This is a genomic window from Mesorhizobium sp. M0029 (assembly GCF_040323735.1).
In the GTDB taxonomy this organism is placed as follows: domain Bacteria; phylum Pseudomonadota; class Alphaproteobacteria; order Rhizobiales; family Rhizobiaceae; genus Mesorhizobium.
On record NZ_JAMYVF010000005.1, the window covers coordinates 310,140 to 323,560 of the forward strand.

General features: G+C 64.7%; 16 protein-coding genes and 1 pseudogene. 13 read left to right on the forward strand and 4 right to left on the reverse strand.

Features of this window, described 5'->3' with window-relative positions; all coding sequences use genetic code 11:
* Window positions 1–2 precede the first annotated feature (2 nt).
* Entirely contained in the window at window positions 3–1,088 is a 1,086-nt protein-coding gene (gene hrcA / locus NKJ76_RS11985) for a heat-inducible transcriptional repressor HrcA (protein WP_023681233.1), read from the reverse strand.
* A 155-nt stretch (window positions 1,089–1,243) separates the two neighbouring features.
* Between hrcA and rph the strand changes: the two genes are divergently transcribed.
* The 6 genes and pseudogenes from rph (at window position 1,244) to NKJ76_RS12015 (ending at window position 5,176) form a co-directional block, all read left to right on the forward strand.
* Complete coding sequence (rph, locus tag NKJ76_RS11990; protein ID WP_023672052.1) at window positions 1,244–1,960, forward strand: ribonuclease PH; 717 nt, start codon at window positions 1,244–1,246, stop codon at window positions 1,958–1,960.
* Window positions 1,961–2,150: 190 nt separating this feature from the next.
* On the forward strand, window positions 2,151–2,561 hold the full coding sequence (locus tag NKJ76_RS11995; RefSeq protein WP_023698063.1) for a VOC family protein: 411 nt from the start codon (window positions 2,151–2,153) through the stop codon (window positions 2,559–2,561).
* On the forward strand, window positions 2,561–3,208 hold the full coding sequence (rdgB, locus tag NKJ76_RS12000) for an RdgB/HAM1 family non-canonical purine NTP pyrophosphatase (protein WP_023816142.1): 648 nt from the start codon (window positions 2,561–2,563) through the stop codon (window positions 3,206–3,208). The genes NKJ76_RS11995 and rdgB overlap by 1 nt, the downstream gene beginning before the upstream one ends.
* On the forward strand, window positions 3,208–4,365 hold the full coding sequence (hemW, locus tag NKJ76_RS12005; RefSeq protein WP_352443630.1) for a radical SAM family heme chaperone HemW: 1,158 nt from the start codon (window positions 3,208–3,210) through the stop codon (window positions 4,363–4,365). Before rdgB ends, hemW begins: the two co-directional genes overlap by 1 nt.
* 102 nt (window positions 4,366–4,467) lie before the next feature.
* Window positions 4,468–4,788 carry a hypothetical protein gene (locus NKJ76_RS12010; RefSeq protein WP_352537494.1) on the forward strand — a complete coding sequence of 107 codons (321 nt, stop codon included), beginning with the start codon at window positions 4,468–4,470 and terminating at the stop codon, window positions 4,786–4,788.
* 65 nt (window positions 4,789–4,853) lie between these two features.
* A pseudogene (locus NKJ76_RS12015) lies at window positions 4,854–5,176 on the forward strand (low molecular weight protein tyrosine phosphatase family protein).
* Between the two features lie 141 nt (window positions 5,177–5,317).
* Here NKJ76_RS12015 and NKJ76_RS12020 read toward each other — a convergent pair.
* Window positions 5,318–5,506: a hypothetical protein gene (locus NKJ76_RS12020; RefSeq protein ID WP_023672058.1), complete on the reverse strand. Its 189-nt coding sequence runs from the start codon at window positions 5,504–5,506 to the stop codon at window positions 5,318–5,320.
* Between the two features lie 7 nt (window positions 5,507–5,513).
* Window positions 5,514–5,699 (reverse strand): hypothetical protein, encoded by a 186-nt coding sequence (locus tag NKJ76_RS12025; protein ID WP_023681229.1) that lies wholly within the window; start codon window positions 5,697–5,699, stop codon window positions 5,514–5,516.
* A gap of 172 nt (window positions 5,700–5,871) precedes the next feature.
* Between NKJ76_RS12025 and rsmI the strand changes: the two genes are divergently transcribed.
* Window positions 5,872–6,780: a 16S rRNA (cytidine(1402)-2'-O)-methyltransferase gene (gene rsmI / locus NKJ76_RS12030; protein WP_352443632.1), complete on the forward strand. Its 909-nt coding sequence runs from the start codon at window positions 5,872–5,874 to the stop codon at window positions 6,778–6,780.
* The gene (locus NKJ76_RS12035) at window positions 6,773–7,150 is read left to right on the forward strand and encodes a YraN family protein (RefSeq protein WP_352537495.1); all 378 of its coding nucleotides are present in this window, start codon (window positions 6,773–6,775) and stop codon (window positions 7,148–7,150) included. Before rsmI ends, NKJ76_RS12035 begins: the two co-directional genes overlap by 8 nt.
* Before the next feature lie 176 nt (window positions 7,151–7,326).
* On the opposite strand, the gene NKJ76_RS12040 is transcribed toward NKJ76_RS12035, so the two are convergent.
* On the reverse strand, window positions 7,327–8,133 hold the full coding sequence (locus tag NKJ76_RS12040) for an undecaprenyl-diphosphate phosphatase (protein ID WP_352537496.1): 807 nt from the start codon (window positions 8,131–8,133) through the stop codon (window positions 7,327–7,329).
* 171 nt (window positions 8,134–8,304) lie between these two features.
* Here NKJ76_RS12040 and NKJ76_RS12045 point away from each other — a divergent pair, with 171 nt between their 5' ends.
* From NKJ76_RS12045 to NKJ76_RS12065, 5 genes are all read left to right on the forward strand, one after another.
* Window positions 8,305–8,997 (forward strand): glutathione S-transferase family protein, encoded by a 693-nt coding sequence (locus NKJ76_RS12045; RefSeq protein ID WP_023681225.1) that lies wholly within the window; start codon window positions 8,305–8,307, stop codon window positions 8,995–8,997.
* Window positions 8,978–10,132, forward strand: coding sequence for a tRNA epoxyqueuosine(34) reductase QueG (queG, locus tag NKJ76_RS12050; RefSeq protein ID WP_352537497.1), 1,155 nt, complete (start codon window positions 8,978–8,980; stop codon window positions 10,130–10,132). Before NKJ76_RS12045 ends, queG begins: the two co-directional genes overlap by 20 nt.
* Window positions 10,129–11,058: an SDR family oxidoreductase gene (locus NKJ76_RS12055; protein WP_352537498.1), complete on the forward strand. Its 930-nt coding sequence runs from the start codon at window positions 10,129–10,131 to the stop codon at window positions 11,056–11,058. The genes queG and NKJ76_RS12055 overlap by 4 nt, the downstream gene beginning before the upstream one ends.
* 46 nt (window positions 11,059–11,104) lie before the next feature.
* A complete protein-coding gene (mepA, locus tag NKJ76_RS12060; RefSeq protein ID WP_502902296.1) occupies window positions 11,105–12,187 on the forward strand; it encodes a penicillin-insensitive murein endopeptidase in 1,083 nt (360 codons plus the stop codon).
* A 137-nt stretch (window positions 12,188–12,324) separates the two neighbouring features.
* Window positions 12,325–13,344: a glucokinase gene (locus NKJ76_RS12065; RefSeq protein WP_352537500.1), complete on the forward strand. Its 1,020-nt coding sequence runs from the start codon at window positions 12,325–12,327 to the stop codon at window positions 13,342–13,344.
* The last annotated feature ends 77 nt before the right edge of the window (window positions 13,345–13,421 follow it).

Genomic DNA, 13,421 nt, shown 5'->3' on the forward strand with positions numbered 1-13,421 from the left:
AATTATCTTAACATCCGGGTAATCAATTGCGCAGTGTAGTCGACCATAGGCACGATGCGGGCATAATTCAGCCTGGTCGGGCCGATGACGCCGAGCGCGCCGACGACGCGGGCGTCCTTGTCGCGGTAAGGCGCCACGACCAGCGACGAGCCGGAGAGCGAGAACAGCTTGTTTTCCGAGCCGATGAAGATCCGCACGCCGGGGCCGTCCTCGGCGAGGTCGAGCAGCTGGATCAGCCCGTCCTGCGTCTCCAGATCCTCGAACAGGTGGCGCAGCAATTCGATATCGGCCTGGGCGGTGACGTTTTCGAGCAAATTGGCGCGGCCGCGCACGATAAGGCGCGCCGGCAGGCCGCTATCGGCGCCGGCCCACACCGCCAGGCCTTTCTCGACCAGATCCTGCGACAGCGTGTCCAGCGCTGCCCTGGTCTCGTCCTTGATGCGGGCGATCTCGATGCGCGCCTCGGCGAGCGTGCGGCCCCTGATATGGGCGTTGAGGAAGTTGGAGGCCTCGTGCAGCTGCGAGACGGTGATGCCGGCCGGCAGGTCGACGACGCGGTTCTCGACATCGCCATTCTGCGACACCATCACCGCCAGCGCCTTGGTCGGCTCGAGCTGGATGAACTCGATGTGCTTCAGCGCCACCTCGTTCTTGGTGGCGAGCACTAGGCCGGCGCCGCGCGACATGCCCGACAGCATCTGGCTGGCCTCGGTCAGCATGTGTTCCAGCGTCGCGCCCGAGCCGGAGGCGCGCACCTGCGCCTCGATGACCCGGCGTTCCTCGTCGGAGAGATCGCCAAGCTCCATGAAGGCATCGACGAAGAAGCGCAGGCCGGTCTGGGTCGGCAGGCGCCCGGCCGAGATGTGCGGGGCATAGATCAGGCCGAGATGCTCGAGGTCGCTCATCACGTTGCGGATGGTGGCCGGCGACAGCGACGACGGCAGGATGCGCGACAGGCTGCGCGATCCCACAGGCTCACCGTCCTTCAGATAGGATTCGACGATGCGCCGGAAAATGTCGCGCGAACGCATGTCGAGCGATTGCAGCGCGGGCGCCAGCAGACTGGGTTCGGTGACTGCCTTGGTCATTCGAGCCAAAAACCTCCGGCTCAAGGATATAGACTTCCATCGCCCCCGCGCAACCCAGCGTCTGTGCCAGATCGCCCGGCCTTTTCCTTTGCGCCATGGGCTGCATGCGTCTACAAGCCGCCGACGCAACCGTAAAAGAACAGAAAGAGGCCTCGATGCGCCCTTCTAAACGCCAAGCCGACGAAATGCGCGCCATCTCGTTCGAGCGCGGCGTCTCCAAACACGCCGAAGGCTCGTGCCTGGTGAAATTCGGCGACACGCATGTGTTGTGCACGGCAAGCCTGGAGGAAAAGGTGCCAGGCTGGATGCGCAATTCCGGCAAGGGCTGGGTGACGGCGGAATACGGCATGCTGCCGCGTTCGACCGGCGAGCGCATGCGCCGTGAAGCCTCGGCCGGCAAGCAAGGCGGCCGCACGCTGGAAATCCAGCGGCTGATCGGCCGCTCCTTGCGCGCCGTTGTCGACCTGCAGGCACTGGGCGAACAGCAGATCACCGTCGACTGCGACGTCATCCAGGCCGATGGCGGCACCCGCACGGCCTCGATCACCGGCGGCTGGGTGGCGCTCTACGATTGCCTGCGCTGGATGGAAGCGCGGCAGATGGCCAGTGTTGCCAAGGTACTGAAGGACCATGTCGCGGCAATTTCCTGCGGCATCCATGACGGCCAGCCGGTCATCGACCTCGACTATATCGAGGATTCATCTGCCGGCACCGACGCCAATTTCGTCATGACCGGCAAGGGCGGCATCGTCGAGATCCAGGGCACCGCCGAGGGCGAGCCGTTCTCGGAAGGGCAGTTCGCGGAGCTGATGGGCCTGGCAAAGAAGGGCATTCAGCGGCTGGTGAGCTTGCAGCAGATGGCTGTGGCCTGATTGAATTTAACGTGATGACGTCGGCGATCCTTCACACCCCCCTCTGGCCTGCCGGCCATCTCCCCCGCAAGGGGGGAGATCAGAGGTCGCTATCGTTTTCGCCAACCATCAACGTTGAGACGCCGCCAGCGGAACTGCCAATCTCCCCCCTTGCGGGGGAGATGCCCGGCAGGGCAGAGGGGGGTGCCTGATGCAACCCTCCGCTATTCTTGAGTCAGCGCTTTACGTCACGGATCTCGCCGCTGCCGAAGCCTTCTACTCCAACGTCCTCGGCCTCCCTCTCCTCGGCAAGGTCGACGGCCGCCATCTCTTCTTCCGCTGCGGCCCGGGCGTGCTGCTGGTCTTCAACGCCGAAGCCACCAAAATCCCGCCGGCGCCCGATGCGCGGCTGAAAGTGCCGCCACATGGCACGGTCGGCGAGGGCCATCTCTGCTTTGCCGCAAGTGCGGATGAACTCGCACAGTGGAAGGCGCAACTTGAGGCGAAAAACATCGCCATCGAAAGCGAATTCGAATGGCCGCAGGGCGGGCGCTCGATCTACATACGCGACCCCTCGGGCAATTCGATCGAATTCGCCGAGCCAAGGATCTGGGGCCTTTGATGCATTCTCTCGATGGAAAGAAGATCGTCGTTGCCAGCCACAATGAAGGCAAGCTGCGCGAATTCGCCGACTTGATGGGTCCGTTCGGCTTCGAGGCGAAGTCGGCCAAGGACTACGGCCTGCCGGAACCGGAGGAGACCGGCACCACCTTCGAGGAAAACGCCTACATCAAGGCCTTCGCCGCGGCTAAGGCGACCGGCCTGCCGGCGCTGTCGGACGATTCGGGCCTGTGCGTCGACGCGCTCGACGGCGCTCCCGGCGTCTACACCGCCAATTGGGCCGAAGCTCCCGATGGCAGCCGCGACTTCGGCATGGCCATGCAGCGCACCGAAGTGGCCTTGCAGGAGGTCGGCGCCGCCGAGCCAGCGCAGCGCAAGGGGCGGTTCGTCGCCGTCATCTGCCTGGCCTTCCCCAATGGCGAGGCTGAATATTATCGCGGCGAGGCTGAGGGAACGCTGGTGTGGCCGCCGCGCGGCGAACTCGGCTTCGGCTACGACCCGGTGTTTTTGCCCGACGGTTTCGAAAAGACGTTCGGCGAGATGAGCGCTGAGGAAAAACACGGCTGGAAGCCCGGTCAGCCGACGGCGCTGTCGCACCGCGCCCGCGCCTTCCAGAAATTCGCCCGCGCCAGGTTAGGCTCAGCTTAATGTCGCTGGACCGCAGCCCGGGCTTCGGCGTCTACATCCACTGGCCGTTCTGCGCGGCCAAATGCCCGTATTGCGACTTCAACAGCCATGTCCGTCACCAGCCGGTCGACCAGGAGCGCTTTGCCCGCGCCTTCGAGACCGAGCTGAAGACGATGCGCGAGCGGACCGGGGCGCGCGAGGTGACCAGCATCTTTCTCGGCGGCGGCACACCGTCGCTGATGCAGCCGCAGACGGTGGCGGCGGTGCTGGACGCCGTGGCGAAGAACTGGACGGTGCCCGACGGCATCGAGGTGACGCTGGAGGCCAATCCATCCTCGGTCGAGGCCGAGCGCTTTCGCGGCTACCGAGCCGCCGGCGTCAACCGCGTGTCGCTCGGCGTGCAGGCGCTGAACGACAAGGATCTGCGCTTTCTCGGCCGACTGCACAATGTCGACGAGGCGCTGCATGCCATCGGGCTGGCACGCGAAATCTTTCCGCGCCTCTCCTTCGACCTGATCTACGCCCGCCCCGGCCAGACGCTGGACGACTGGCAGGCGGAGCTCGAACAGGCGATCGGCCATGCCGCCGACCATCTGTCGCTCTACCAGCTGACCATCGAGGAAGGCACGCCGTTCCATGCGCTGCATGCGGCGCACAAGTTTACCATTCCCGACAATGACCGGGCCGCCGATCTCTATGCGCTGACTCAGGAGATCACCGCAGCGCATGGCCTGCCGGCCTATGAGATTTCCAACCACGCCAGGCCGGGCGCCGAGAGCCGGCACAATCTGACCTATTGGCGGTATGGCGAATATGTCGGCGTCGGACCGGGCGCGCATGGCCGCTTCATCGAAAACGGCCAGCGCATCGTGACGATCGCCGAGCGGATGCCGGAGACCTGGGCCAATCTGGTGGAGGCCAGGAGCCATGGCGTCACCGGCGGCGAGATCCTGACGCGCTCCGAAGAGGCCGACGAGTTCCTGCTGATGGGGCTGAGGTTGGCCGAAGGCATCGACCTTTCCCGCTACGAGGCGTTTTCCGGGCGCGGCCTGTCGAGCGCCCGGCTGACCGTGCTGCAGGATGAGGGGCTGGTGGCGCCGATCGGCAATGCCAGGCTACGCGCCACGCCAGCCGGCATGATCGTGCTCGATGCCGTGGTGGCGGATTTGGCGCGATAGGCCCGCAGGCCAAGTGGCTTAACCGAGCGGACGATTTATCGGCTCGAACAAGGATGCTAGGAGTTCTGCTTAGCCATTACACCGCATCCAATAGGGCCTGCCATGAAGTTCCTGATCCACGAAACGCTGCGGACATTGAACACAGATGATGTCTTTGAGTTTGGACTAACCGAGATATCGAAATCCCTCGAGTACGAAGATCTCTATGAAGCCGAGGCAATATTCATCAAAAACAGGAAATCCAGAAAGGTTAAGCTGTCGGGCCTAAGCGAGTTCGATGTAGTGCGCGCCTTCATGTCGTACGTAGGGATAAACCTCAGGGCGACTGCCAAGGATGATTCGATAGCATTCGATCTGTGCGGGCTTACGCCTGACCAGTACATTCCTCTAACTAAAACGATACGTGAGATGTGGGATGAGTAACCGCTTTCAGCGGGCACAATTTGGTTTTCCAACCGGGGAAACAACCAAATCAAAGATCGAAGCTGTTGAAGAACGTCCTCTTCGTCTGCAGCCAGAATCGCTTGCGCAGCCCGAGCGCCGAACAGGTGTTTTCCAACGCAGGGATATCGAGGTCGCCTAGGGCGGCACCACCCACGATGCCGACACCCTGCTGACGCATGAGCTGGTAGTCTGGGCCGACATCATCTTCGTGATGGAAAAGGCGCACCGCCGCAAGCTGCAGAAGAAATTCAGGGCAAGCCTGAAGAAAGCGCGGGTGATCTGCCTCGATATCCCGGATGACTATGAATCCATGGCCCCGGAGCTGGTGCGATTGCTGGAGGTGAGGGTGACGCGATACCTGGGCTGACGGGCGTTCACGACCGAGCGCTTTAGAATTCTGCGCCGCTGCATCCTTCGGCAGACGTCAGGGAATGGATCCTAGGGTCTGCGCCGCGTCGCTTCGCTCCTTGTTTCGCCCTAGGATGACGATGTTGCACGGATCGACAAACTAAGCGTCGTGCTTGAAGCGGCGCTTGCCGCGGTGTTTCTCGGCATGCGCCTCTCCGGTCCGGGCCGGCTTGGCGTCGCTCTTGTCCCGGCGGACGCTGTTCTGGTCGTTCATCGGATGCGGCGGCGCGCCTTCGCGGGCGCTCTTCGTTTCAAGACGGGTGATGAAGATATCGAAACGATTGGGCATCGTACGGTCAGTGCTCCGTCGTGCTGTCCGGTTTGTTGTCCGAAAGCCTGACATTCGTCGGCAAGGCGGTGGCCGCCCGACTGGTCAGGCCGGTGTCGCTCTCGGCGAGCGCACGCTTGCCCTTTGGCGCGGGCACGCGGTTGCGCCCGGCATAGTAGGGCTCGAAAACGTCCTGCAATTCCAGGCTGTCCATCCTGTCCTCCTCCTCAAGAGACTCAGGTATTCAATCCGCCAGCCACGCTTTCGTTCCCCACTGTGGCAAAGACATGGCCGCCGGGTTACATCGGCGTCAGGTTTGGCCCGACGTTCGGGAGTTTTGCAACCCGGCACGCGCCATGCCAAACAGGGCGAAATGGAGAGACCCGGTGACCGGCGAGAAACGCAGCTATGTGATCGGGCAGACCGAGATCGCAGTCCGGCCGCTGGCGCCGGCGCTGTATCTGGTGGCGACGCCGATCGGCAATCTCTCCGACATCACGCTGCGCGCGCTGGAGACGCTGGCGGCCGCCGACGTCGTCGCCTGCGAGGACACCCGCGTCTCGCGCGTGCTGCTCGACCGCTACGGCATCCGCCGCCGCACCACGGCCTATCATGAACACAATGCCGGCGAGGCCGGACCGAAGCTGATCGCGGCACTCGAGGCCGGGCAGAGCGTGGCGCTGATTTCGGATGCCGGCACGCCGCTGATCTCCGACCCAGGCTACCGGCTGGTCGGCGAAGCGCTGGAGCGCGGCCTGCGCGTGGTGCCGATCCCCGGCCCATCGGCGCCGCTGGCGGCACTGACGGCGTCGGGACTGCCGTCCGACGCCTTCCTGTTTGCGGGGTTTTTGCCGGTGAAATCTGGGCAGCGGCTGACCAGGCTGGAGACCTTCAAGACGGTGCCGGCAACGCTGATCTTCTTCGAGTCGCCACGCCGGCTGGCCGATACGCTGGTCGCCATGGTCGAGGCGTTGGGCGGCGCGCGCAAGGCCGCCATCGGCCGCGAGCTGACCAAGACTTTTGAAGAGATGCGGACGGGAACGCTGCAGGCGCTGGCCGACCACTATGCGGCGGCTGACACGCCGAAGGGCGAGATCGTCATCTGCGTCGGGCCCGCCGAGATCAAGGCCGACCAACCCGCCGACATCGACAGGCTGCTGCTGTCGCTGGCCGCCGAAATGCCGGCGTCCAAGGCGGCGGCGGAAGCGGCGAAGATGACAGGCGGGCAGAAGCAGTCGCTCTACCGCCGGCTGCTGGAACTCAGGGATGCGGTTGGAGAAGGCGAAGGTGGCTGAGCGCCCGGCCGCCAGCCGCCAAAAAGCCTATCGGCGCGGCCATCGCGGCGAGTGGCTGGCGGCAGCGGCGCTGATGCTGAAAGGTTATCGCATCCTCGCCCGCCGGCATCGCACCCGCTTCGGCGAGATCGACCTGATCGCCAGGCGCGGCGACCTAGTGCTGTTCGTCGAGGTCAAGGCGCGGCGCACGCTGATGGAAGCGATGGAGGCGATTGGCCACGAATCGGAGCGCCGCATCGAGGGCGCGGCCGACATCTGGCTGTCGCGGCAGCCGGACTCCGGCAGATTGTCGATGCGCTTCGACATGATCGCGGTGCTGCCCTGGCGCTGGCCGGTGCATGTCGAGAACGCGTTTTTTGGGAGGAGTTAGCGGCCTTTACCCTCCCCCTTGTGGGGAGGGTCGGTGAGCAAGCGACGCGACGCGTCGTTGGCGAAACGGGGCGAGGGTGTGGCGCCCCCACCCCGATCCGCTTTGCGGATCGACTGACCGGGGCGAGCCGCCTGTCTCGCCCGTCCTTCGGACCCCCACAAGGGGGAGGGTAAAGCTCACCCCCAAATGAAAAGCGCCACCAACCCAACCGCTCCCACCACCAGGCGCCACCAGCCGAACAGCGAATAGCCGTTGCGCGAGACGTAATCGAGCAGGAAGCGCACGACGATCAGCGCGGTAACGAAGGCAGCGACGAAGCCGATGGCGATGATCGGCAGATCGGCGCTGCTCAGCACGTTGCGGTTCTTGAACAGATCGAAGGCGAAGGCGCCGACCATGGTCGGGATGGCGAGGAAGAAGGAGAATTCCGCCGCCGCGCGCTTGTCGACGCCCAGCAGCAGCGCGCCGACGATGGTCGAACCGGAGCGCGATGTCCCGGGGATCAGCGACAGGCACTGGAACAGGCCGATCTGCAGGTAAAGCCTTGTCGGGAAGCGCTCGACGTCGCGGTAGACCGGCTGCAGCTTCATGCGGTCGACGACCAGCAGCACGACGCCGCCGATGATCAGCATGATGCAGATCAGCCTTGGCGATTCGAACAGCACCGTCTTGATGAAATCATGCGCCAGCGCGCCGATGATGGCGGCCGGCAGGAAGGCAATCAGGATGCCGAGGACGAAATGCCGCGTCAGCCGGTCATGCGGCAGGTCGAGCAGCATCTGCCACAGGCGGCGGAAATAGACGCTGAGGATCGCCAGGATGGCGCCGAGCTGGATCAGGATCTCGAAGGCCTTGCCGGTGGAGTGGAAGCCGAGGAAATGGCCGGCGAGCAGGATATGGCCGGTCGAGGACACCGGAATGAACTCGGTCAGCCCCTCCAGCAGGCCGAGCAGCAGGGCTTCGACAATGGTATGGCTATCCATATGGCAACCTCGGCATTCAAGGGACGGAAGGAAACGGCTGGCAAAAGGGCTTGCTTGTCACGGCGCGGAAGTCCCCCTATAGGTCGCAGCACCGTGACGGCCGCATGACGGGCCGCCAAGACTTACCGGTGCGGACGGCGATTCGCCAGTGCGCCTTAATATCGCGGAATCATGCTGACGCTTTTCCATCACCCGATGTTCGCCACCTGCCGCTTCGTGCGCCTCGCCTTCGGCGAATATGGCGAGGAGCTGGCGCTGATCGAGGAAAAACCGTGGACGCGGCGCAAGGAGTTTCTGGCGCTGAACCCCGCCGGCACCTTGCCTATCCTGCTGGCCGAAGGCGACGTGCCGATCGTCGGCGCCATGGTGATCGCTGAATATCTCGACGAAACACGTGGTGTCCTGAAGCGCGACAAGCGCCTGTTTGCCGAAGACCCGATGCAGCGCGCCGAAATCCGCCGTCTCACAGACTGGTATCTCAACAAGGCCGAGAGCGAAGTGACCCGGCATCTGGTGCGCGAGCGCGTGCTGAAGCCGGTGATGCCGGAAACGGCGGGCGGCGGTTCCCCCGATTCGGCGGCGATCCGCGCAGCGCGCGCCAACATTCGCCAGCACATGAAGTACACCAACTGGCTGGCCGGCACCCGTCATTGGCTGGCCGGCAGCAAGGTCACCTATGCCGACCTGGCGGCAGCGGCGACGCTGTCGGTGCTGGATTATCTCGGCGAGATCGATTGGCGCGAGCATGCCGCGGCGCGAGAATGGTACACGCGGGTGAAATCGCGGCCGTCGTTCCGGCCGCTGCTCACCGACCGAGTGCGCGGCCTGTCGCCGGTGTCGCATTATGCGGACCTCGACTTCTAGAAGCCAAACCCTGCGCGCGCTGGTCGACGCCGAGGCGCGGCGCGCAGGCTTCGATGCGGTTGCCGTCACCACGCCCGATGCGATCCCGCTGGCGCCGGCCAGATTGGCCGAATTCGTCGCCGATGGTTTTCACGGTTCGATGGCTTGGATTGCGGAGACGCTCCAACGCCGCAGCGAGCCTTCGACGCTGTGGCCCGAGGTGCGCTCGATCATCGTGCTGGCAATGAATTACGGCCCCGACCACGATCCGCGTGCGCTGCAGGCAAGGCGCGATCTCGGCGCGATCTCGGTCTATGCGCAAAACCGCGACTATCACGAGGTGATGAAAGGCCGGCTGAAGGAGATCGCCGGCAAGATCGTGGCGCGGGCCGGCGGCGACGTGAAGGTTTTCGTCGATACGGCCCCGGTTATGGAAAAGCCGCTGGCTGAGGCCGCCGGGCTCGGCTGGCAAGGCAAGCACACCAATCTGGTCAGCCGCGAGCACGGCTCCTGGCTGTTTCTCGGCACCATCTTCACCACGGCGGAGCTCACGCCAGATGCGACCGAGGTAGACCATTGCGGTTCCTGCCGCGCCTGTCTCGACGCCTGCCCGACCGACGCCTTTCCGGCGCCCTATCGGCTCGATGCCAGGCGCTGCATCTCCTACCTGACCATCGAGAACAAGGGGCCGATCCCGCAAGAATTCCGCGAAAAGATCGGCAACCGCATCTATGGCTGCGACGATTGTCTCGCCGCCTGCCCGTGGAACAAGTTCGCCCGCGCCGCCTCGGAGGCCAAGCTCGCCGCGCGCGATGAACTGCGCGAACCGCCGCTGGCGGAACTGTTGCAGCTGGACGACACGGCGTTCCGGACCTTTTTCTCCGGCTCGCCGATCAAGCGCATCGGCCGCGATCGCTTTGTCCGCAACGTGCTGACCGCCGCCGGCAATTCCGGCGATACTTTGCTGGCTGACCCTGTCCAAACCCTCCTTGGCGACGCCTCGCCGCTGGTGCGCGGCGCGGCGATCTGGGCGCTGGCGCGGCTGGTGCCGGCCGCCGAATTCAACGGGCAGGCGGCGATCTACTTGAAAACCGAAACCGACACTACAGTGCAGGACGAATGGCTGTCCGCATTGCCAATTGAGGCGCACGCATGAGCGAAAAACAGGTTTTTATCTTCGGCGCCGGCTATTCGGGCAAAGCCTTTGCACGGGCCAATGCGGAGGCGATTACGATCTTCGGCACCACGCGCTCGGCCGAGAAATTCGAGGCATTGCGTCAGGCCGGCATCGCGCCGCTGCTGTTTCACGGCGCCCTGACACCTGAAATCGGCGAAACGCTGGAGACCACCACCCATCTCGTCGTCTCCGTGGCACCGGAGGAGGCCGGCGACCCTGTGCTTCTCGCCGCGCGCAAGGCGATCGAGGCGATGCCGGCGCTTCGCTGGATCGGCTATCTCTCGACCGTCGGCGTCTATGGCAATTATGACGGCGCCTGGGTCGATGAAACGGCCGAGTGCCGGCCGGTGTCGAAACGCTCGTCGATGCGAGTGGCGGCCGAGCGGGACTGGCTGCAGCTTGGCCTCGAGACCGGCAAGCCGGTGGCGATCCTGCGGCTTTCCGGCATTTATGGGCCGGGACGCAACGCGCTGGTCAATCTGGAAAACGGCACGGCCAGGCGGCTGGTCAAGCCCGACCAGGTGTTCAACCGCATCCATTGCGACGACATCGCCGGTGCGCTCTGGCACCTCATCGGTGGCAATAGAGGCGGCATTTTCAACGTCACCGATGACGAGCCGGCGCCGCCGCAGGATGTCGTCACCTATGCCGCTTCGCTGATGGGCGTCGAGCCGCCGCAAGAGATTCCTTTCGAGACCGCCCAACTTTCGCCCATGGCGCGGTCCTTCTATGGCGAGAACAAGCGCGTCGCCAACGCCGCGATCAAGGCAGCGGGCTACCGGTTCCGCTACCCGGACTACCGCCAGGCGTTCGATCGGATGTGGGCCGACGGCAGCTGGCGCGACGGCGAGCCGCGCAGCCCGATGAAGGTAGATAATCGAAACGCGAGCCCGAGGGTGATATGATTCGATTGTGTTGCGGACTTTTGCAGTGGGATTCATGACGATTTCGATGCGATCCTTGACCGGCAGACGGCCGTTCCTGGCGGCGGCGCTGGCGATCGTGGCGCTGGCCGGGCTGGTGGCGGGCGCAATCACGGCCGAGCCACGGGCAAAAGACCTGTTCGGCGCCAAGAAGCTGCCGGCGGTGGCCGCGGCGCAATCCTTCGGCTTCTATTCAAAGGGCTGCTTCACCGGCGGCGTCGCCATTCCGATGGACGGCCAGAACTGGGAGGTGATGCGTCCCTCGCGCAACCGGCGTTGGGGTCATCCAACGATGATCGCGCTGATCGAGAAACTGTCGCGCGATGCCGCCGCCGACGGCTGGCCGGGGCTGTTGATCGGCGACATTTCGCAGCCGCGCGGCGGGCCGATGCTGACCGGGCACGCCTCGCACCAGATCGGCCTCGACGCCGACATCTGGCTGACGCCGATGCCCGACCGCAAGCTCACCACCCAGGAGCGAGAAAACATCAGCGCCACGCTGATGGTCGACGACAAGACGCATCTGGTGAAGGACAGGCTGTGGAAGCCGATGCACACCAAGCTGTTGAAGCGCGCCGCGAGCTATCCGGAAGTCGAGCGCATCCTGGTCAATCCCGGGATCAAGAAGAAGCTGTGCGACACCGTCACCGGCGACCGTACCTGGCTGAGAAAAATCCGGCCGTTCTGGGGCCATGACTATCATTTCCACATCCGCATCGGCTGCCAGCCGGGCTCGCCCAACTGCAAGGGGCAGGAAGCGACGCCCGACGACGACGGCTGCGGCAAGCCGCTGGCCTGGTGGTTTACCGAGGAGCCGTGGCGGCCCAACAAGAACCCGGACGCGCCCAAGGCGCGCGACCTGATGACGATGGCGAACCTGCCGAAACAATGCCAGTTCGTGCTCGACCAGCCCGATGCCGACTCGGCCGAAGCCGTCACCTATCGCGGCGGCGGCGTGCCGATGGCCGCCAGGGCGCCGGAACCCGACGCGCCTCCGCCTATTGCGGGCAATGCGGGCGGCTTGCCAAACGCAGCCAACGCCTTCACCGCCACGCCGGAGATCGGCATTCCCCTGCCAAGGCGACGGCCGCCGGCAAACGTCGGACAGTGATGGCGAACTGACGCTTTCCCTTTCCTGGGCCATGCGCTAGTCAATCGATTGAAAACCGGGGCGATTGAAAACCGGGCGATTGAAAACCGGGCGATTGAAACGGTCGCAACGGCGCCGCAAAGGGGACGAGCAAGAGCATGTCAGGCGACGACGACACCGCGTTGCGGTTTCCAGTGCTGATCGGCGACATCGGCGGCACCAATGCGCGCTTTTCGATCGTGCTCGACGCAAATTCGGAAGCCGGTGAGCCGCAGATCGTGCAGACCGCCAATTTCGCCACCATAGACGAGGCGATCCAGGCGGCGGTGCTCGACCGGTCGTCCATCCGGCCGAATTCGGCAGTGCTGGCCATCGCCGGACCGGTCGATGGCGACGAGATCCCGCTTACCAACTGTCCCTGGGTGGTGAAGCCGAAGCATATGTTTGCCAATCTGGGCCTGGGCGACATCGTCGTGCTCAACGATTTCGAGGCGCAGGCGCTGGCCGTCGTGGCGCTCGGCGAAGAGCATATGGAAAAGATCGGCGGCGGCACGCCGGAGGAGAATGCCGGACGCGTCGTGCTCGGCCCCGGCACCGGCCTCGGCGTCGCTGGGTTGGTTCATGCCCTCCACCACTGGATACCGGTGCCTGGCGAAGGCGGCCATATGGATATCGGTCCGCGGACGCCGCGCGATTTCGAGGTGTTCCCGCATATCGAAAAGCTGGACGGCCGCATTTCGGGCGAGCAGATCCTGTGCGGGCGCGGTCTGGTCAATGTCTACCGGGCGGTCGCCAAGGCCGACGGCAAGCCGGCGCCGTTCACCACGCCGGCCGAAATCACCGGGGCGGCTCTGGCCAAGACCGATACGGTCGCCGAGGAAGCGCTGGCGCTGTTCGTCACCTGCCTCGGCCGCACCGCCGGCGACCTCGCGCTGGTGTTCATGAGCCGCGGCGGCGTGTTCTTGACCGGCGGCATCGCGCAGAAGATCGTTCCGGCACTGAAGGAAGGCAATTTCCGCGCCGCCTTCGAGGACAAGGCGCCGCACAGCGCGCTGATGGCCTCGATGCCGGTCTATGTCATCACCCACCCGCTGGCGGCACTTCTGGGCCTTGCCGCCTATGCCCGCAACCCGTCGCTGTTCGGCGTCCAGACGGCGGGGCGGCGCTGGCGGGCATGATCCATTTCGTCCCGAAAACGGGTATTTTCCTGGAAATGGCTGCCGCTCTCGTGACCCTAACCTCGGGCCGCGACGAA